Genomic DNA, 21,102 nt, shown 5'->3' on the forward strand with positions numbered 1-21,102 from the left:
TGTGTATTTATTCTTGTAGCTGATCCATCACCGCTTGATAGCCTTGGCGATAATCGGCAAAAGACAGCCACGACCTTGGCAGATTGCTAATGATACGCTTGCCTGTTGGCGCACCATCTAGACACTTGGGCGGTGGATAGCCCATCTGATCTGCGATAAATGACAACACTTCAAAACTGGTCACAGGCAAAAAGTCTGTCGCCAGATACACGGGCTTAGGCCTGTCTGATTGTAAAATCTGCGCAAGCGCCGCCACCAAATCCTGATCCATGATGCGATTGGTATAATGATGGCTTGGTACGCCTGTTTCGTGTGCGGTTTTGGCTTGGGTGATCAGACGCGTGCTATTGATATGATAAATACCACTGGCGCGTACGATGACGGCCTTATCGCCAAATGTGTCGATCAACACCTGTTCAGCTTGGCGCAGCACCACAGCAGTCGCACTGGCAGGATTTGCCTGCGTCATCTCATTGATCCACTCACCTGCATTCTCGCCATACACTGCCGTCGATGATACGAACAGCACTTGGTGAAGTGCCGCCATCTGCACTGGATGCGCTTGGTACAGCTTAGCAATGCTATCACAGACTGACCAATAGCTGTCTTGATACTCTTGGGCTGTCGCTTGCTTGCCTGCCTTTGTTGGCGTGACAATGATTGCAATGTGCGTCACACCCATCACATCACTGATCTTTAGATCTTGTGCGCGTTTTTGGATAAATCGCACAGGCGCAGCATAAGCCTTGGGTGTCGTCGCAACTGCACTGACCGCAAACCCCGCCGCCAACTGCTCTGCTAGGGGCTTGCCAACACCACCCTGCCCGATAATCAGATATCCTGCGCTCATTTTTCATTCCAATAGTTAAAAATATGTTAATAATGATACCATCGCTTGCGTGTTGGTGTCGTGATGATTGCGCTCGGTTTTGGTCACAGCACGCACCGCATGAGTGCGTCCGATATCCGCCTGTACACCGACGCTCAGCGATGGCTGAAAATAGCCTGATCGCACGCCATCAGCACTGTCATGATGATAATAATACGGCGCTGCGACCTCGATCATGCCACGCAGATGATCGGTGGCATAATGCACACAGCCTGCCACAGGCCCTGCGCCGATGCGATAGCCTTGATTAACCCTACCCACTTGCACACCGCCATCGATGAGCGCATAGCAAGTGGTATCAGCGATCTCACCGCTCCCAGCACGCGCCTGCCCCATGTTCCATGATTTGCCTTTTTGCATTCCGACATCCAGCACCAGATGGTCTTGATTACTGGTATCGGATGCGTCCGTGACTTGGGTAAATCGTAGTCGCTGCCCCCAAGCCTTGCCCACACCTTTTGGATCAGTGGCATTATTTTTGGCAGTGTTGGCAGGGTTTAGGCTGCGCGTTGAGAAAATGGTCAAGTCTTTAAGCTTTACCTTCTCATCATTGACGATGGCATCGACAGATAACAACTGCAAATCCAAAAGCGGTCGCACACCCATAGGATTATCCAACAGGTCTTGATACGCACCATTGAACGAGATGCCATAGGTTGCCTTTTTTGCCCATTTATCATCCAATCCTACACCAATGCCGATGCGATGCACAGGCGTTGCATCCGCTGGATTATTGCGGCTTGGGGTGATTGTACTGATATCAAACTCATCATCATTATTAAGATAAGCTTGACGAATGGTTGATACTGATGGGATAAATTTGGTCGATGAGACCACACCTTGCTCGTCTAAAATCGCCGCGATGCGCGCAGGAATGACGATGTTGCCAACGCGCTTTTGCAGCGCCATCTGTGGGCGCACCACATCGATCAAGCGGACGATTTCGGTCGCGCAATTATCATGGGTGAAAAAATACGGACGCGCCATATCCTTGACTTCCCAAATATGCCGCACGATTTGCGCTACTTCATCTTCGGACAGATTCAGCGCATATTGCCACAGATCGCGTTCGTCTTTTTGTAGATAGTCGGCTTGTTTCTTGGCAAATGGCAAAATCTCCATCACACCTGCATAACGCCCTGCGATCGACTTGACTGTCGCCGTCAGCGTACCATCATCAGCATCTGGCACAACTGTATAATTGATCACCATCGCGCGCGCATCGTCATCACGCCCATCATCTGCGCGCAGTAGCACATGAGCAAAGGCAGATGCCAGCGCATTGGGATGTTCTTCGGCGAAAATCAGTGACAGACGCTTGGCATCCAGACTGTCTGCAAAGGCTTGAAATTCTTGGCATTTTTGTAAATCCAATGGCACATCGATACCCAGTTTTTTAAGCCTAGTTGCCAAAAAATGCATCCGCGCAGGAAAGCGGCAGATCGCGTCATTATCCATCTCAGCCAGCGCATTGATCGTCGCGATAAGCTCAGCGCGCGCATCGTTATGTCCATTTTTTGCCAAGAAAAAATTCGGATGATCGATACGGCTACCTGCTTTATCCAAGCGATCAGGGAATAATAACAAGCGACGCCATGCCACCGAATCGGCGATTTCATTTATCTGCGCATCACTTAAATCAAAGGCAGGTTTTAGCTGCGTCAATTTAAGCTGCGTGCCATCAGTAATGCTGTGCGCGGTAGAATTTGCCATCGCGCCATGACAGATCGCCACACAGATGGTCACCATCGCTGCTTGCTTTGCCACAAAAGAAAATTTCGCCATACGCACTACCCACAGTTATCATCAAACAGTTATTATCGGTAAGTGCATTGTAACACAGTGATTTATACATTTACCAAACTAAATCATCTTAAAATTGTGCTAAAATAAAGATAAATGCGTGATGAATTTTTATAATGAAGTGGCTACAGATATGAGTTCACAATTTTTTATCAAAGATGGCTTATTGCATGGGGCGACATGGCTGCCATCGCCGAATTTTAATGCGCGTCCGACAGACAGTACAGGCATTGTTGCAGGCATTGTCATTCATAACATCAGCCTGCCGCCATCTACTTTTGGGCAAGTTAATGCCGATGGCGTGCATCATGTTAAGGCATTTTTCCAAAACCAGCTCAATGCCGATAACCACCCTTATTTTCAGACCATTCACACAATGCAAGTCTCAGCGCATTTGTTCATCGAGCGCGACGGCACGGTGACGCAGTTTGTCAATTTCAATGACAGAGCTTGGCACGCGGGCAAATCGCACTATCTTGGGCGTGATAATTGTAATGATTTTACCATCGGCATTGAGCTTGAAGGCAGTGATGACACACGCTATGAAGGCATGCAATATCAAGTGTTGGCGCAGATTATTGCCGCCATTTATGATGCATATCCTGCCACGCGTCGGCATTTGATGGGACATAGCGACATCGCTCCAATTCGCAAAACCGATCCTGGTGTGCATTTTGACTGGCAAAAACTGCGCGCGATGGTGGCGAATTTATTGGCAGATTCAAGCGAAAATCAGTAAATCTGCACGCTTGGGCGTGATTTTGATAAATCTGCTTACAATAAAGCGCGGTTTTGCTCGATTTTTATGACAAATTTCTCAAAAACACAGTAAAATACAGCATTTTTGGCAATGAAGTAAACTTATGGCAAAATCTCGGCTTTTTCGCTCGACCATGATTGTCAGTGCATCGACCATGCTTTCACGCATTTTGGGATTGGTGCGCGACATGGTGCTGATGAGCGTGTTTGGCGCAGGCGGTCTGATGGATGCGTTTTTGGTCGCCTTTAAGATTCCCAATTTTTTGCGCCGCCTGTTTGCCGAAGGTGCGTTCAGCCAAGCCTTCGTGCCGATTCTCACTGAATATAAAGAGAAGCGCACTTTCAATGAAGTACAGCTACTGATCAGCCGCGCATCGGGCGCATTGTCATCGATTTTGCTTGTGCTGACAGTGGCGGTGATTTTGCTTGCGCCACAAGTCATCACCCTATTTGCCCCTGGGTTTCACGGTGATGGTGAGAAGTTCGCTACCGCAGCTGAGCTGCTTCGTTTGACCTTTCCTTATCTGCTACTGATCTCGATGACTGCGTTTTATGGCAGTGTGCTCAACAGCTATGGTAAATTTGCTGCGCCTGCCTTTGCGCCTGTCTTGCTCAATGTCTGCATGATCGTCGGCGCGCTGATCATTGCGCCGATGATGGATACACCGATCATGGCGCTCGGCTATGCGGTGGCGGTATCGGGCTTATTACAATTACTCATCCAACTACCGCAGCTGTGGAAACAAAAACTACTGGTCGCGCCAAGTATTGATTTTAAAGACGAAGGCGTCGTGCGCATTCTTAAGCTGATGTTGCCTGCGATTTTTGGCGTGTCTGTTACTCAGATTAATTTGCTACTATCTACCGTCTTTGCATCACTAATGATCGCAGGTTCGGTATCATGGATGTACGCTGCCGAACGCCTAAGCGAGCTGCCACTGGGACTGATCGGCGTAGCGATCGGTACGGTGATTTTGCCAAGCTTATCATCCAGCCGCGCTAAGGCGGATGATGACAGCTTTAAAAAGACACTGGACTGGGCAGCGCGTTTGATCATCTTGATTGGTCTGCCTGCTGCACTTGCGATGTTTGTGCTGTCGGATGTGCTGATGGATGCGCTGTTTGTCCGCGGTGAGTTCAGTCACCAAGACGCCTTGATGAGTGGTATCGCGCTCAAGGCATTGGCAGGTGGCATTTTAAGCTTTATGCTGATTAAGATTTTTGCGCCTGCATTTTTTGCAGGTCAAGATACCAAAACCCCTGTAAAAGTCGGCATTGCCTCAGTTTTTGCCAATATGATTTTTAGCGTGCTATTCATCGGATTGTTTTATTTATTTGATTTGCCGCTGCATGGCGGATTGGCATTGGCGACGACAGCGGCAAGCTTTGTCAATGCAGGTCTTTTGTACTTTATTTTGCATAAGCGCGGCATTTATCGCTTTGGTGCGCACTGGAAAAAGCTGTTCACGCAGTTTGGCATTGCAAGCGCGGCGATGGTCGCAGCCTTGTATGTGATTTTGCCTTATTATCCGATCGATGGTGGTCAATGGTTAAAAATCGCCATTCTGCTCGGCATTTGTGCAGCAGGTGCAGCGGTGTATGGTGTGGTACTGCTTGCGACAGGTTTTCGCCCGCGTCAGCTAAAGCATGGTTGATTTTTGGTAAAATTAAACAAATCCAAAAAAGCACAAGCAATACATCACTACAATTCATTGTATTATTGAAAATAGTATTTAAAAAAATACAATGAATGTAGGGTGTGCCGAGCGCACCTTTCAGATAGCTAATGCGTCAAATCATCAAGGAATTTTTGCCAAATTTATTATCAAAATCAGTCGTCTTTGCCAAAATGGTGCGAAAGCCGCACCCTACGGCAGATTTTCAATGGTATAAAAAAAATAAACAGATGCATACGAGCGTATTGCATACACCTTTTATACATAAAACCTTACCAATACCCAACAATCTTTGAATTATAGTCAAACAAATTTAAAATAAGGCAAGGAAAACGAGCGAAGTTGTACAAGTGGTATTGCAAGCGAGTTTGACGCTGTATTATTTTAAAGTTGGCAGGCTATACAAATATTCACTGATAACATAAAGCATACAAAGGCAGCTTGTGATTTGTCGGCAATGCCCTAAAATAGAATTTACATTCATTTTAATTTACAGGAAAAGACAATGACCAAACCAGTTGCCACCCATGTCGATGCCAACATGAACCTTGAGCACATTCGCCTAGAATGCCAAAATCTTGCCAAATCTCGCGCCAAGATCTCAGCAGGCGTGGCGGTGATTCCGCTGCCATTTTTGGATGTCGCCATCGATGTGGCAATGCTGTCTAAACTACTGCCTGAGATTACCACGCGCTTTGGCTTGACCGATGTCGAGCACGCACAAGCCCAAAGCCAACAAAACCTAAAAGAAAAAATCATCGCAGTCGGCGGCTTGGTTGCAGCGCGCGGTGTGGTAAATAAGACCGTTCAAGGCTTTGGCGGCAAGTTTGTTGGTAAACAAGTCAGCAAATATGTACCGTTCGGCGGTCAGATCGTCGCAGCGACTTTGGGTTATATGATTTTTAAGAAAATCGCTTTTGATCACATCGAAGAATGCTTCAAGATCGCCAAACAAGCACAGCGCGACAGTTTGCAAAATTCATAAGTCATCACCGCCAAAAACCGTTTAGCAAGAATCATTTGCATTTGCTAAACGGTTTTTGCTGTTTTTGGCTATATTTTTTCGATTTTGGCATAATAAAATCTCGGGTTTTATTTGAGAAAATCCGCCAAACGCGTTACAATATCAAAACAATTTTTTCGGGCACTGCCCACTCTTTTCCACGGGCAGCTAGCCACTCGGCTATCGCGAACGCCCCAGCCAAAAGCCAAAGGTAATCACATGACATTTGTAGTAACTGATAACTGCATCCGCTGTAAATACACTGACTGTGTTGAAGTTTGCCCTGTGGATTGTTTCTATGAAGGCCCAAACTTCCTAGTCATCAACCCAGATGAGTGCATCGACTGCGCACTGTGCGAGCCTGAATGCCCTGCCAATGCGATTTTCTCAGAAGATGAAATCCCTGCGGGTCAAGAAGAATTCCTAGCGATCAACGAAGAGCTGTCTGGCATCTGGCCAAACATCACTGAGAAAAAAGACGCCCTGCCTGATTATGAAAAATGGGACGGCGTCAGCGGCAAGATTCAATATCTTGAGCGTTAATCGGTGGATTGACCCGTTATTAAAAAGCTCTGATAATATCAGGGCTTTTTTATTGGCAATTTTTAGAAAAACAAAAGCCGCTCAAACTGAAGCGGCTTTTGCTGATAGATCACATCACTTCCAAATATCTGAACGCACTTTTTTCATCAAATGCGGATATTTATTGATGTCAAATACTGGCTTATCCACGCCTGCTTTGAGCTGAGCATTATAGTCTTTGACCAGTGTAAATACATAGCGTGATAGTAGCACGATGGCGATTAGGTTGATAAATGCCATCACACCCATCGTCAAATCACCCATATCCCATACTACAGCCACCTTGGTCACCGCACCGAAGTACACAAAGCCAAGTACCGCCATACGGAACAAGGTCAGCAAAAATGCATTATTCTTCAAAAACTGCATATTCGACTCAGCATAGGCATAGTTACCAATGATGGTAGAGTAGGCAAACATAAACAGAACGATAGCCAAGAAATACTGACCCCAAGCACCCACATGACTCTCAAGTGCTGCCTGAGTCAGCTGTACACCTGACAAATCAGCGGCATTCTCTGGCATCACCGCAAGCAAAATCACAAACGCAGTGCATGAGCAAACAATCAGCGTATCCACAAATACGCCCAGCATCTGAATGATACCCTGCTCTACAGGATGCTTGACATTGGCAGCGGCAGCGGCGTTTGGTGCAGAGCCTTGACCAGCTTCGTTTGAGTACAGACCACGCTTGATGCCTTGCATCATTGCCACCGATACCATTGAGCCAAACAGACCACCGCCTGCTGCTTCAAAAGTAAACGCCTTGGTAAAAATCAATGAAATCACGCTTGGGATTTTATCAATATTCACACCAACGATATACAACGCAACCAGTAGATAAAACAGCGCCATCACAGGGACAAAAGTCTCAGCAATCTTCGCCACACGAGTGATACCACCAAAGATAATCGGTGCAGTAATCACCACAAGCACCGCACCCACGACGTGCTTATAAATCTGCCAATCAGCTTTGCAAGCATCATTCTCACCCACACAGCCTGCTGCCGATTGGATGGCAAGCGCGATTGAGTTTGACTGAATCGACTGATACACAAAGCCAAAGCACACAATCAACGCAAATGCAAACACCACGCCCAGCCATTTTTGGCCAAGACCTTGTTCGATATAGTAGGCAGGGCCGCCACGGAAGCGATTGGTATGCTCATCACGCACCTTGAATAGCTGAGCCAGACTGCTCTCGGCCAATGCCGAGCACATACCAATCAAGGCAATCAGCCACATCCAAAATACCGCACCAGCACCACCGATACCGATAGCAATCGCAACACCTGCGACATTACCGACACCGACACGACTCGCAAGACCTGTTACAAAGGCCTGAAAGCCTGAGATACCATCAGCATCATTGTCATTTTTGCGGCTGCCAAGCATCGTTTTGATACTTTGACCAAATAGGCGAAACTGTGCAAATCCTGAGAAAACAGTAAAGAAAAAGCCAATGCCGACCAACATCCAAATCAACACATCCTACAAAGGTGCGCTAAAGGCATTGACCGTACAATGTAAAATCTCGACAAAGCTTGGCTTTGCCGTACAAGAAAGTGGATTTTCGTACATAAAACACTCCATCTTGATGGCAACCCATCACCATCCAAGATAAAAAAGCACAAAAAAAAGATGATAGCAACTTGCCATCATCTTCCTTAATTCAACAGTTTTTATAATTGACTATACAATATAAAAAGTAATGCGTATTATAACTGATTTTTTGGTAACAATCACGCAATTTTAGAGAAATATCTTAAAATTCATTAAAATTACAAAGCCATCACCATCAGCGTTATTTATGAGCGATTAATGTGCTTGACCTACCTTTTCTTCCCGTAGGCTTAAGAACCAATGCAGAATAATCGCTGCAAAGGTCGCCGTACCTATACCACCCAGATTAAATTCACCAATCATTAAGCCAAAATCGCCCGTGCCTAGAATGATAGTAATGGCAGCGACCATCAGGTTTTTGTTACTGGCAAAATTCACCTTATTATCAATCCAAATCTTCGCACCTGCAATGGTAATCAGACCAAACACCACGATCGATGCACCTGTCAGGACTGGACTTGGAATGGTCTGAATCATCGCACCAAATTTTGGTGAAAAGCCTAGCACCATCGCAAACACACCCGCCACCACAAAGATAATGGTTGAGTACACACGAGTCACCGCCATCACGCCGATATTCTCGCCATACGTCGTCATGCCTGTGCCACCTACGCCTGCCGATAAGGCAGTCGCCACACCATCAGCAACGAAGGCTTTGCCAAGCTGCGGAGTTAGGTTTTCGCCAGTCATTGCACCGACCGCCTTGATATGACCCAAGTTCTCCGCCACTAGGATAAATGCCACTGGCGCAATGATTAGCATGGCGTTGGTATCAAAGGTTGGCGAGCTAAAATTCGGCAAACCAAACCAAGCAGCATCACGAATCAAGCCAAAATTAATCGGCTCACCCAGCCCCATCACATTGGTTGCAATCGCATAAATCACATACGCCATCACAAGACCAAGCAGTAGTAGCAAACGCTGCATAAAGCCACGAGCAAATACCGCAATCATCCCCATGCATAGCACAGTAATCAGCGCCATCCACAGCTCAAATGGCTTGCCTTGTACGCCTTTGACAGTCACTGGTGCTAGGTTTAGACCAATAATCATCACCACCGCACCTGTCACCACCGGTGGCATCAACTTCTCAATCCAGCGTGTGCCTGTCGCCATCACAATCAAACCAATCACAGCATACAAGATACCACAGGCAATGATACCGCCAAGTGCTACAGATAGATTTGGATTCGCCCCTGAACCTGTGGCGTGTGCTGTCGCTGCTGCCACCACACCAATAAACGCAAAGCTTGAGCCCAAATAGCTTGGCACACGCCCACCCGTCATCAAGAAAAATAAAATCGTACAAACACCCGACATCATGATGGCAAGATTGGCATCAAAGCCCATCAAAAGCGGTGCCAACACCGTCGCACCAAACATCGCCAGCACGTGCTGCAGACCCAGCATGATGCTTTGACCCACCGGTAAATATTCATTGGTGGCAACAGGTTGCGTATTGATATCGCCTTGATAAGGCTGCCATTTTGGGAACCAGCTCATAATAACTCCAACGGTAATTGATGCACCAAAAAACGGCGAATGGAATTTTCCAATCACCTTGCATCATCATTTGCTTAATAAAGTGAGATATTTTTATAAAATTTCACTATTGTACTACATTTGAGTGATGAATGTGTAGGATTTATAACTGTCATAACCAAAAAATTGGAATGATGGGTCACACTAAGTCGCTAGCCATGTACTTGTTATTTTGTTACAATGCTTAGTGCCAATTTTAAAAAATCCATTTTTAAAATGCAAATAAGGAAAGCCAGTAAACTTATCAAAAAAGGATTTGTCATGCCAAGTTATTATCAATTCTTAGACCGCCAAGAACAAGCCGATGGCAGTATCATCGCCCGCTACATGAGCACCATCCATGCCCAAGGTGCTTGGAATGAGCACGAACAGCACATGGCGCCTGCCACAGGCATCATCAGCCACGAATTACAACATTTCTCCCCACGCACCGATATGCGTATCGCTCGCATCAGCCTAGATATTTTTGGACTGATTCATGCCGGTGAATTTGAGATCACCACTCACACCATCCGAGCAGGTCGCACCATTGAGCTGATCGAATCAGTCATGACCGCCAAAGGCAAAGTAAGCATCACCGCTAGAGCATGGCGACTGCAGATGAGTGACACAAGTGCCGTCGCAGGACTCGAAGATACACCGGTCGCCATCTCAGACAATAGATGGCCGATGGATGTGCAGTGGGCGGGTGGATTTATCCGAAGTGTTGAAGCCTGCACCGATGATCGCCGTGCCGGTAGCGGTGTGGTATGGCTGAGCAATGACCTTGAGATGGTCGAAGGCGTGCCGACGACGGACTTTGTACGGTTAATGGGCATGGTCGATGCCGCCAATGGTGTCGTACCACGCATCGAGCAGCAGACGATTGAGTGGCTATTTCCCAATCTAGACCTACAAATTCATCTATATCGCCTACCCGTCGGCAAACGACTAGGCTTACAGAGCATACAACAAATCGGTGATGATGGTATCGGTCTCACCAGTAGTATCTTGCATGATGAGCTTGGGCCATTTGGTCGCAGTGAGCAAATTTTGACGGTGAGGCAGCTACATGGATGATACTGCCGCACAAGTCAATCACGCCAGCTTTTGGCAAAATCGCTATGACCAAGGTCAGACCAACTGGGATGCTGGTAGCATCACTACACCGCTCAAGACCTATATTGATCAGCTTGATAATCGCCATCAACGCATCTTGATCGCTGGTGCTGGCAATGCTCATGAAGGTGCTTATCTGCACCAACAGGGTTTTGATCGTGTGTTTTTATTGGATTTTGCCACAGCGCCGCTTGAGCGATTTGCCAAAGCTTATCCAGATTTTCCCCGTGATCATTTATTATGCCAAGATTTCTTTGATCTTGATGGACTAACCTTTGATTTGATTTTGGAGCAGACTTTCTTTTGTGCCATTCATCCCAAGCGACAACAGGATTATGTCAAACAAATGCATCGCTTATTGGCGACAGAGGGCAAATTGGTTGGCGTATTGTTTGATTGGCAATTTGAGACATCGCCGCCTTTTTCTGGCAGTATTGATGAATATTTGACACTGTTTTCAGAATATTTTTATATTAATACGATGGCACCTTGTTATAATTCCATCTCTGCCCGCCAAGGCAAAGAACTATTCATTCACTTAACCAAAAAATAGTCATCACCCACCCCAGACCACCACATTCATCGCCATAAGTTGCCGATTATCCTTTGTAACTTACATCATTTTGGCTTATAATAAGGAGTTTATTAAAATTATCCAGTAGCGAGATACTCATGAGCGAGCCAATCGATTATAAAAACACCCTAAATCTTGCCGATACCGCCTTTGCCATGCGTGGTGACCTTGCCAAGCGTGAACCGCAATGGCTTGAACAATGGCAAAAAGACGATGTCTATGGTCAAATTCGCAAGGCTCGTCAAGGTCGCAAAAAATACACTCTACACGATGGCCCACCGTATGCCAACGGTCAAATCCACCTAGGCCATGTGGTCAATAAAGTCCTAAAAGACATCATCGTCAAATACAAAACTCTAGACGGCTATGATGCACCGTATGTGCCAGGCTGGGACTGTCACGGTCTGCCTATCGAACAAAAAGTCGAAGGCTTACTGGGTAAAGTCGGTCAAGAAAAAGACGGCCGTATCATCTCATCGACCGAATTTCGTGGTGCTTGCCGTGACTACGCCAAAAGCCAAATTGCACTACAAATGGCAGATTTCAAACGCCTAGGCGTGCTTGGCGACTGGGAAAATCCATATCTGACGATGAATTTTCAAACCGAAGCCGACACCGTACGAGCACTTGCCAAAATCTATGAAAACGGTCATATCGTGCGTGGCATGAAGCCTGTCAACTGGTGTCTAGACTGTGGCTCTGCTTTGGCTGAAGCTGAAGTCGAATACGAAGACAAGACCTCTGACGCCATCTATGTCGGCTTTGATATTGTCAATCGTGAAACTCTGGCACAGACTGCCAACATCACAGGTAGCCTACAAGCAGTGATTTGGACAACGACGCCATGGACACTGCCTGCCAACCAAGCCATCAGTGCACACAGCGAGCTTGACTATGCCATCATCTCATCGGGTGAGCGTCATTTTATCGTCGCCAAAGATCTGGCCGAAGACTTTGCCAAAGCCATCGCCTTGGAAGATTTTACCATCGTCACGACCGTCAAAGGCAGCGAGCTTGACACCCTAAAAGCCCAGCACCCATTGATTGCTGAGCGTCAAGTGCCAATTATCCTAGGTGAGCATGTGACCGCTGATAGTGGTACAGGTCTTGTGCACACTGCCCCTGCACATGGTGTCGATGACTACAATGTCGGCCGTGCCAATGGCTTACCAACCGAAAATCCCGTCGGTGGCAATGGCGTGTATCTGCCTGAAGCCAAAGTATTCGTCGGTGAGCACATTTATAAAGCCCAACCAAAAATCATCGACACCCTAAGCCAAAGCGGTCATCTATTAGCACACAACAAAATCCGCCACAGCTATCCACATTGCTGGCGACATAAGACACCGATTATTTTCCGAGCGACGCCACAGTGGTTTATCAGCATGGAAGCCAAAGGCTTGCGTGAACAAGCTTTAAAAGACATTCCTGAAGTCATCTGGACACCAGCATGGGGTCAAAACCGCATCGAGTCGATGATGAACGGTCGCCCTGACTGGTGTATCAGCCGTCAGCGTACTTGGGGTGTGCCAATTCCGTTCTTTATCCACAAAGACTCAGGCGAATTGCATCCACGCACTTTTGAGCTGATGGAAGAAGTTGCCAAGCTTATCGAACAAGGTGGCGTAGAAGCATGGTTTGATGCTAGTGCCGAAGCGTTTATCGGTGCTGATGCTCAAGAATACAACAAATGCACCGACACGCTTGATGTGTGGTTTGACTCAGGCTCAACCAACTTTGCCGTATTGGCTAGCCGTGATGAATTATCAAACCCTGCCGATCTATACCTAGAAGGCTCTGATCAGCACCGTGGTTGGTTCCAGTCATCGCTATTGGTCAGCGAATCCATCTATGGTCGCCCGCCATACAAGCAAGTGTTGACGCACGGTTTCACCGTCGATGCCAAAGGTCATAAACTGTCCAAATCCAAAGGCAATACCAAAGGCTTTGAGCCATCTGACATCGCCAATAAGCTTGGCGTGGATATTCTGCGTCTGTGGGTCGGCTCATCAGACTATCGCTATGAGATGGCGGTGAGTAAAGAAGGCTTTGACCGTACGACCGATATGTATCGCCGTATCCGTAACACCATCCGATTCTTACTTGCCAATACCGATGACTTTGATCCAGCAAGCGATTTAATCGATGCTGACAAGCTTGTCAGTTTGGATAAATTTATCCTAACTCGTGCCAAAGCTGTCCAAGACGAAATCATCAACTCATACACCAATATGGACTTCCATCAAGTCTGCCAAGCGGTGATGGGTTTTTGTTCGCAGGATTTGGGTGGGTTTTATTTGGATATCATCAAAGACCGCACCTACACCACGCGTGCAGACGGTCATCCACGCCGCTCAGCACAGACTGCCCTTTATCATATCGCACACGCGCTACTCCGCTGGATTGCACCGATTTTATCATTCACCGCCCAAGAAGCATGGCAAGTGCTCAAAGGCACAGATGGCTATATCTTCACCGCTGAATGGTATGAACTGCCAACGCCTGCGATGACTGACATCTCAAGTGATGAATGGCAAGCCATCGTCGATGCCAAAGACATCATCAATAAAGCCATCGAAGATGCACGCACCGACAAGATCATCAGCAGTAACCTGACTGCCAAAGTCGCCATCACCGCACCTGCCCAGACTGCTGAGATTTTGGCAAAATTAGGCGATGAGCTTCGCTTTGTCTTCATCACCAGTGATGCCACTGTCAATACAGGTGATGTGCTGTCTGCTGTCATCACCCCTGCTGATGGTAGCAAATGTGTCCGCTGCTGGCATATCCGCACCGATGTCGGTCAAGACAGTAGCCATCCAGAGCTATGCACCCGCTGTATCGAGAACTTAGACAATGGCGAGGTACGCCACTATGCCTAATACTAACCAAATCCCAAATGGCAGCAAGGCAATGGGATACTATCTTATTGCCATCGTCGTGCTTGTGCTTGATCAGATTAGCAAATACTATTTTAAATTTGCCTTTGAAGAAGGTGATACGGTGAGCGTCATTGAGCCTGTGCTCAACTGGACTTTGGCGTACAATCGTGGTGCTGCCTTTAGCTTTTTGGCAGATCAAGCAGGTTGGCAAAAGTGGTTTTTTGCGATCTTGGGTCTTGCTGTATCAGGCTTTATCATCGCCTATCTGCGTAAAGTGCCGAAGGGTGCTGGTGTGCTAAGCCTAGGGCTTGCGATGGTGCTGGGTGGTGCGATGGGCAATGTCATCAACCGCATCATTCACGGTTATGTGATTGATTTTATTCATGTGCATTATGCTGATGTATGGCATTATCCGATTTTTAATATCGCCGATATCGGTATCTGCGTAGGGATGATGCTCGTGGTCTATGATATGCTGTTCTTGGAAAAGAAACGCACACTTGGGCAAAACTCATAAGACAATCAAAAAGGCTTAATCAGATGGATTAAGCCTTTTTATTAATCAAATCCCTGTATTTATACTCAATCCGACACCGCAACTTTTGCACCCATCAACACAAACACCGCACCCGAGCCAATATCCATATAACGCTTAGCTTTTTGGCTGGTGAGCAGCTTGGATAATACCGTGCCTGCCAACATCGCCAGAGCCACAAGCCATACCGCCGAGATGATGGCATAAACCACACCAAGTAGCAGATAGGCAGCAGCATTATCCACTTGTGTCGCCACAATAAACTGCGGAAAAAACGCCAAGAAAAACAGTGCCACTTTGGGGTTGAGTACATTGGTCAGTAAGCCTGAACGATAGGCTTGCCATGCACTGATGGGGATGGCATTGCTAGAGCTATGAATGGCAAGCTTAGTTGGATTTTTGATGGCATGATAAATTGCCATAACGCCTAGATACACCAAATATGCCGCACCCAAATATTTAATCATGCTAAACAGCATCGCTGATTTGGCGACAATCGCTGCCAGCCCCACGGCCGCAAGCACCGTATGCACCAGCACGCCGCTTGCCACACCAAGTGCCGCCATCGAGCCGATATGCTTATCATAGCCAATGGCACGATTGAGCACAAACACCGTGTCAATCCCTGGTGTCATCGCAAAAATAATCGTCGCCGTCACAAAGGTGGCAAATTCTTTGATACCAAAGTGTAAGAGCAGCTCGCCAAACATGGTCAGTCCTTTTTTTTGGAAACTGACTCAGATTTTGCAAGTTTTGGTGGTGAATGTCAATGGATATTATGCTAAACTAAGGCAATTTTTGAGACTTTATTTGATTATGAACACACCAATTTTACCCAATGAAGAAGTGCGTATCGCACATGGCAGTACAGTCAGTCTGCATTTTGAAGTCAGCCTACCAAATGGTACTGTCATCGACTCCACCTTTGACCGCCCTGAGCCTGTCAGCCTAACCATCGGTGACGAAAGCTTGCTTGCTGGTTTTGAAAAGGTACTGATTAACCTAAAAGCTGGCGATACTCGCACCGCCCACCTGCCTGCCGATGAAGCCTTTGGGCAATGGAATAGCGAGAATGTCCAGAGCTTTGCCCGTGCACAGTTTGCCCTATCTGAGCCAAACCCTGTCGTCGGTATGATGATGGAGTTTGCCGATAAAGGTCAAAATTCACTCGTGGGCGTCATCAGCGAAGTCAATGATGATACCGTCAAAGTGGATTTTAATCACCCATTGGCAGGTCAAGAAGTACTGTTTAAGGTGCAGATTTTTAAGGTCACACCAAAAGGCGAAGTCGGTGTTCAATTAAGATAATCTGCACACCACTCACAAAAAACCCAGTTCACTGAACTAGGTTTAGTTATATCGCCATCAAACTAAGCAAACTAAGCCTAAGCCGTCAGCACTCGGCTGTGTAATTCGGCAAGCCCTGCTTCCATCACCTTTTGTAGCTCATCGGTCAGCGCGCGGATGTCTTTACCCACTGGTGAAATCGGCGCAAGTGGCAGCACATGAGCGGTGATGCCTTTAGAATCGGCGACGATTTTTAGACTGTCCGCCATCGTACGATCGCCATAGTACGCCGCTTCATCGGACAACTTACCATCTTGATCGACATAGGCAAGCACCATCGGACAGATCGGCAAGCCAGTATCGATCGCTGATTTGAGCAGTTTGCCGTAGATTTTTTTGATTTGCTTGCCATCGGTGGTGGTCGCTTCAGGGAAAAACACCACCGATGAACCCCCTTGCAAAAACGCGGTGATCTGATCAGACACTGAGCCTGCATCACCCGAGCCGCGCTTGATGAACAACGTGCCGCCTGCTTTGGCAAGTCGCCCAAAAATCGGCCACTCACCGATCTCAGCTTTTGATAAGAAAAATACAGGCGCGACCGACCCCACCACAGGAATATCCAGCCACGAGACATGATTACTCACCCACAACCCATGCGTCTGCGGTATGGGTTCGACTTGCACGACTTTGACGCCAAAAGAGCCTGCCATACGACGGCAAAACTGCTGCACATACGGCGACAGCGTCTCACGCGACGCACCATCGCCAAAAGCACCAACTTTTTGGGCAGCACGAAAGCCACCGACCAAGGTGCTGGTCATGCCGATGATTTTTTTACTGCGGTTGTATTGGGTGCGGATAAAACTTACCATAATCATTCCACTGATGAATTTACAGTGTACAAGCCTAAACCCAAATGCCAAAAAAAGCAAGTGTTTTTGGTGAACGGTTATTCACTTTTTGTAACTGCTGCGGTTTTGGATTGTTGCAATAAAAATCGCCCAAGTATTCACTTGAGCGAGATTAGATTTGTCATGATGATCAGACTAAATGATCAGATAAAATCATCGGACAAATCAGTGATGATGACCACCTACACCATGCGCATGACCGTGTGCGATCTCATCAGCTGTCGCTGCACGCACTTCCACGATCTCAACATCAAAGGTCAGCTCAACGCCTGCCAGCGGATGGTTGCCATCAACCACAACCACTTCATCATTGACATCTTTAACAGTCACCAGCATCACATGACCATCGTCAGTTTGTGATTGGAACTGCATACCCACTTCGATATTGTCCACGCCTTGGAAATTGGCGCGTGGCACTTCTTGTACCGCTTCTGCGATGTACTCACCATAGGCTTCTTCTGGCTTAACAGTGACTTTGAATTTGTCGCCTGCTTTTTTGCCAGTCATTTCTTTTTCAAGACCCGGGATGATGTTGTGATGACCGTGTAGATAAGCCAATGGCTCGCCTTGAGATTGGTCAAGGGTCTCACCTTTATCGTTGGTCAATGTGTAGTTAAACTTTACAACGGTATCATTTGCGATAGTTGTCATAGGGATTCCTTACAAAATTGTGCCACGCCTGCCACAGGTCAAATACCCGATGCATTAAATGGCAAAAATTGATGTCTATTATAACAGAAGTTTGGCAATTTTGCCGTTTGGTTACAAAAAAGTCGTTACAAGCTGTAAAATTGTGGCGCAAGGTTTGAAAATCAAGTGCAGTTTGTTATGATACTGCTGTTTGTTTACTGTTTATTTTGACCGGAAGGGAAGATGATGAGCATACAGTATCGTTTGGATTTTGGCCGTTTTTATGATCATTTGTGCGATGTGACCATACAGTTTAACAGCGCAGAAGATGCGCCAAGTTTATCCATGGTGACTTGGATTGCAGGCAGTTATTTGATTCGTGAATTTGCCAAAAATATCACTCAGGTTAGTTATACGATCGCAGGTGATGACCGTGTTTATCGCGCCAATAAATCTGATAAGCACACCTTTAGGCTCGTCCATGCCAAAGCAGGCGATGCTATCACGGTACAGTATGAAATCTATTGTCATGATTTATCAGTGCGTACGGCATTTGTCGATCAGCAGCGGATTTTTGGGAATTTTAGCTCTTTATTATTGTTAATTAAAAATAATCAATTCACCCCTGCTACTATTGAGTTATTTTTATCTAAGAATTTTACTAATATTCATAAAAACTGCAGCATCGCCTGCGGTCTGCCACACGATATCAAGCATGGTGATGACGGGCTGACCTATCAATTTGCCGCGATGCCAAGCTTTGAGTATTTGGATTATCCGTTTGAGATCGGTACGCAAGATAAATTTGGCTTTGATGTGCGCGATCATGCAGGGCGAGGCATCCCCCACCGCGCGTTCATCGCAGGTCGCCATCAGGCAGATTTGACAAGGCTTAGCCACGATTTACAAAAAATCTGCCAAGCTTACATCGATTGGCTTGGCAGCGCGCCGTTTGCTGATTATACCTTTATGACGATGGTCACGGGCAATGATTATGGTGGGCTTGAGCATATCAACTCCACCGCACTGGTCAGTCCGCGCAGTGATCTGCCGAGTGCTGCTGAGCCTGCCGTGCCATCGAGCGATTATCAGCGTTATCTGGGTCTGTGCAGCCATGAATATTTCCACGCGTGGTGGGTGAAGACTGTTAAGCCTGATGTGATGATTGACAACCCTTTGATTGATGAAGCTTATACGCCGCTGCTGTGGGTATTTGAAGGATTTACATCGTATTTTGATGATTTGATGCTGCTACGCGCAGGTGTGATTGATAAAGAAAGCTATCTAAAATTATTAGCAGCACAAATCAATCGCTATCTACAGACCGATGGCAAAGCCCATCAAAGCGTCGCAGAATCAAGCTTCGATACTTGGATCAAACTGTATCGCGCCGATGAGAATACCGCCAATCAAGGGGTGAGCTATTATAACAAAGGCGCACTGGTGGCGTGGCTATTGGATGCAACTTTACTTGAAAATTCTGATGGCAAATACCGCCTGTTCGATGTGGTCAAGGCATTCTATGAGCGCGCGCACGGCAAGCCTTATGGCATGACGACCGACAGCCTTGATGAAGTCATTAGTGAGATGATGGGCAAAGATCAGTGGCAGGCATTTTATCAAGACTATGTCATCGGCACAGCGCCGCTACCGATCGGTGAGACTTTGGCGAAATTTGGTATCGATATCAAAGCAAGCACACAGACCAAGCCTTGGGGTATGACGCTAGACGAAAAAGCAAGTGGCTTAAAAATCAAGCACTTACATCGCAACAGCCAAGCAAGCAAAGCAGGCTTAAGCTTTAATGATGTCATCATCGCCATCAATGGACTCAAAGCAAGCAGCGCGCTGTTAAACCGCCAAATCGCCCTACAAAATACCACAGGGCAAGCGGTGCAAGTACACGCATTTCGCCGCGATGAGCTGATGACTTTTGATGTCCTAACAGCTGATGATGACACGCCTGCGACCACGCATAAGCAAATGAGCCTAAGCGGTAATGGCGGTGCGTGGTTAGTGTTTTGATTAAGCGCATGATGATTTCCAAGCCAATTGTGCAACAAAATTTACAAAATGCACTTATAACCACTCCCAAACACTTGTAAACTCACAAATTGAATTTACAAGTGTTTGCTTTAATATACGCATCAAGTCCACTATCGGTCTTGATGCTTATTTTATAGGAAATATCATGTCAATCAAACAACTTATCACCGCATTTACCTTATCGGCATTTACTTTGACCGCAATGGCTGCACCACAAAACGCACAACCTACCAAACCAGAAACTGCACAAACCGTTCAAAAACAAGCTAAGAAAACTGACCATCAGTCTGAAAAACAAGCCAAAAAGAAAACCAAGAAAGCTGAGCAAAAAATGAAAAAACAAAACAAAAAGCCAGTAAAGAAAAAGCTTTCACAAGAGAAAAAACCAACAAACAAAATCGCTGAACAAGCAAAAAAGCAAGTAAAATAATTTTCTGACAAAAGACGCCAATTTAAAATATGGCGTCTTTTTTTATCCACCAAATTTCGGTGGTCTTGGGCGTTTGGCAGATTTTCGGTTATTTTTAAATGCTTTGGCGGCATGACCGACAGGCTTTGTGGTTGCAGGCTTTGGTGTGTTGTCACTGATGCCCATTTTGGCAAGCTCATCGGCGGACAAGCTAAGCGTGCGATACTCCCCGACCTCCAAATCACCAAGCGTCCATGTGCCGACTTGATGGCGAATCAATCGCAAGCACGGCAAGCCCACATGAGCGACCATGCGTCGCACTTGGCGGTTCTTGCCTTCGATGATACTAATGGCAAGCCAAGCAGTTGGAATACTTGCCCGACTGCGAATCGGTGGCGTACGCGCCCACAGTGTGATGGGCAGCTCATCATCAGCTAGATGCTTGACGGTCGCGGGCAGCGTTTTACCATCTTTTAGCATCACGCCTGATTGCAGCGCGTGAATCTGCTCAGCACTGGGAATGTTCTCAACTTGCACCAGATAAGTCTTGGCGTGCTTAGCATTGTATTTGGCATTGATGGCGGTGGGCGGCGTGGTGATGGCATGATTGAGCACGCCATGATCGGTCAAGACAAGCAAGCCTTCAGAATCCTTATCCAATCGCCCTGCCACACGCAGCGATTTGTCCGTGAAAAAATCTGCCAAAGTCGCCATGCCGTCATGCTCTTTGCGAAATTGGCTATGTACGCCATAAGGCTTGTTAAATAAAATTACCGTCGCTGTCATTATTTGCTCTTTTTGGTACTTATTTGACCAAAATCATCTCTGAGCGTATGCGATACGCCCCTAT

18 protein-coding genes and 1 pseudogene are annotated in these 21,102 nt (G+C 46.7%); 11 read left to right on the top strand and 8 right to left on the bottom strand.

The genetic code is table 11. From position 1 onward, the window contains the following. Window positions 1–7: 7 nt before the first annotated feature. Window positions 8–850, bottom strand: coding sequence for a nucleoside-diphosphate sugar epimerase (locus NGM44_RS02640; RefSeq protein ID WP_253224125.1), 843 nt, complete (start codon window positions 848–850; stop codon window positions 8–10). 15 nt (window positions 851–865) lie between these two features. Then, window positions 866–2,674: a DUF4105 domain-containing protein gene (locus NGM44_RS02645; protein WP_253224126.1), complete on the bottom strand. Its 1,809-nt coding sequence runs from the start codon at window positions 2,672–2,674 to the stop codon at window positions 866–868. Between the two features lie 151 nt (window positions 2,675–2,825). On the opposite strand from NGM44_RS02645, the gene ampD reads away from it, so the two are divergent. The 4 genes from ampD (at window position 2,826) to fdxA (ending at window position 6,673) form a co-directional block, all read left to right on the top strand. After that, window positions 2,826–3,431, top strand: coding sequence for a 1,6-anhydro-N-acetylmuramyl-L-alanine amidase AmpD (gene ampD, locus NGM44_RS02650; RefSeq protein WP_253224127.1), 606 nt, complete (start codon window positions 2,826–2,828; stop codon window positions 3,429–3,431). Between the two features lie 124 nt (window positions 3,432–3,555). After that, window positions 3,556–5,106 (top strand): murein biosynthesis integral membrane protein MurJ, encoded by a 1,551-nt coding sequence (murJ, locus tag NGM44_RS02655; protein WP_253224128.1) that lies wholly within the window; start codon window positions 3,556–3,558, stop codon window positions 5,104–5,106. A gap of 526 nt (window positions 5,107–5,632) precedes the next feature. Then, the gene (locus NGM44_RS02660; protein WP_253224129.1) at window positions 5,633–6,112 is read left to right on the top strand and encodes a hypothetical protein; all 480 of its coding nucleotides are present in this window, start codon (window positions 5,633–5,635) and stop codon (window positions 6,110–6,112) included. Window positions 6,113–6,349: 237 nt separating this feature from the next. Beyond that, window positions 6,350–6,673, top strand: a complete 324-nt coding sequence (fdxA, locus tag NGM44_RS02665) for a ferredoxin FdxA (RefSeq protein WP_253224130.1) — start codon at window positions 6,350–6,352, stop codon at window positions 6,671–6,673. 114 nt (window positions 6,674–6,787) lie between these two features. On the opposite strand, the pseudogene NGM44_RS02670 reads toward fdxA, so the two are convergent. After that, window positions 6,788–8,293, bottom strand: a pseudogene (locus NGM44_RS02670) (alanine/glycine:cation symporter family protein). A 237-nt stretch (window positions 8,294–8,530) separates the two neighbouring features. Continuing rightward, on the bottom strand, window positions 8,531–9,841 hold the full coding sequence (locus NGM44_RS02675; RefSeq protein ID WP_253224608.1) for a solute carrier family 23 protein: 1,311 nt from the start codon (window positions 9,839–9,841) through the stop codon (window positions 8,531–8,533). Window positions 9,842–10,138: 297 nt separating this feature from the next. Here NGM44_RS02675 and NGM44_RS02680 point away from each other — a divergent pair, with 297 nt between their 5' ends. The 4 genes from NGM44_RS02680 to lspA all read left to right on the top strand — a co-directional run bounded on the left by NGM44_RS02680 (window position 10,139) and on the right by lspA (window position 14,948). Beyond that, window positions 10,139–10,936, top strand: a complete 798-nt coding sequence (locus tag NGM44_RS02680) for a thioesterase family protein (RefSeq protein WP_253224131.1) — start codon at window positions 10,139–10,141, stop codon at window positions 10,934–10,936. Beyond that, complete coding sequence (locus NGM44_RS02685; RefSeq protein WP_253224132.1) at window positions 10,929–11,528, top strand: methyltransferase domain-containing protein; 600 nt, start codon at window positions 10,929–10,931, stop codon at window positions 11,526–11,528. The genes NGM44_RS02680 and NGM44_RS02685 overlap by 8 nt, the downstream gene beginning before the upstream one ends. A gap of 119 nt (window positions 11,529–11,647) precedes the next feature. Then, complete coding sequence (gene ileS, locus NGM44_RS02690; RefSeq protein WP_253224133.1) at window positions 11,648–14,431, top strand: isoleucine--tRNA ligase; 2,784 nt, start codon at window positions 11,648–11,650, stop codon at window positions 14,429–14,431. After that, window positions 14,424–14,948 (top strand): signal peptidase II, encoded by a 525-nt coding sequence (gene lspA / locus NGM44_RS02695; protein WP_253224134.1) that lies wholly within the window; start codon window positions 14,424–14,426, stop codon window positions 14,946–14,948. The genes ileS and lspA overlap by 8 nt, the downstream gene beginning before the upstream one ends. A gap of 65 nt (window positions 14,949–15,013) precedes the next feature. Here lspA and NGM44_RS02700 read toward each other — a convergent pair whose 3' ends face one another. Next, complete coding sequence (locus NGM44_RS02700; RefSeq protein ID WP_253224135.1) at window positions 15,014–15,676, bottom strand: LysE family translocator; 663 nt, start codon at window positions 15,674–15,676, stop codon at window positions 15,014–15,016. 106 nt (window positions 15,677–15,782) lie between these two features. Between NGM44_RS02700 and NGM44_RS02705 the strand changes: the two genes are divergently transcribed. After that, window positions 15,783–16,274, top strand: a complete 492-nt coding sequence (locus NGM44_RS02705; protein ID WP_253224136.1) for a peptidylprolyl isomerase — start codon at window positions 15,783–15,785, stop codon at window positions 16,272–16,274. 77 nt (window positions 16,275–16,351) lie between these two features. On the opposite strand, the gene NGM44_RS02710 is transcribed toward NGM44_RS02705, so the two are convergent. Next, window positions 16,352–17,128 carry a 1-acyl-sn-glycerol-3-phosphate acyltransferase gene (locus NGM44_RS02710; protein ID WP_253224137.1) on the bottom strand — a complete coding sequence of 259 codons (777 nt, stop codon included), beginning with the start codon at window positions 17,126–17,128 and terminating at the stop codon, window positions 16,352–16,354. A 204-nt stretch (window positions 17,129–17,332) separates the two neighbouring features. Next, on the bottom strand, window positions 17,333–17,818 hold the full coding sequence (locus NGM44_RS02715) for a peptidylprolyl isomerase (protein ID WP_253224138.1): 486 nt from the start codon (window positions 17,816–17,818) through the stop codon (window positions 17,333–17,335). 222 nt (window positions 17,819–18,040) lie between these two features. Here NGM44_RS02715 and NGM44_RS02720 point away from each other — a divergent pair, with 222 nt between their 5' ends. Next, entirely contained in the window at window positions 18,041–19,822 is a 1,782-nt protein-coding gene (locus NGM44_RS02720) for a M61 family metallopeptidase (protein WP_253224139.1), read from the top strand. Window positions 19,823–19,988: 166 nt separating this feature from the next. Then, window positions 19,989–20,273: a hypothetical protein gene (locus NGM44_RS02725; RefSeq protein ID WP_253224140.1), complete on the top strand. Its 285-nt coding sequence runs from the start codon at window positions 19,989–19,991 to the stop codon at window positions 20,271–20,273. A 42-nt stretch (window positions 20,274–20,315) separates the two neighbouring features. On the opposite strand, the gene NGM44_RS02730 is transcribed toward NGM44_RS02725, so the two are convergent. Further along, a complete protein-coding gene (locus NGM44_RS02730; RefSeq protein ID WP_253224141.1) occupies window positions 20,316–21,038 on the bottom strand; it encodes a pseudouridine synthase in 723 nt (240 codons plus the stop codon). Window positions 21,039–21,102 lie beyond the last annotated feature (64 nt).

The organism is Moraxella sp. FZFQ2102, assembly GCF_024137865.1.
Taxonomy (GTDB): Bacteria; Pseudomonadota; Gammaproteobacteria; order Pseudomonadales; family Moraxellaceae; genus Moraxella.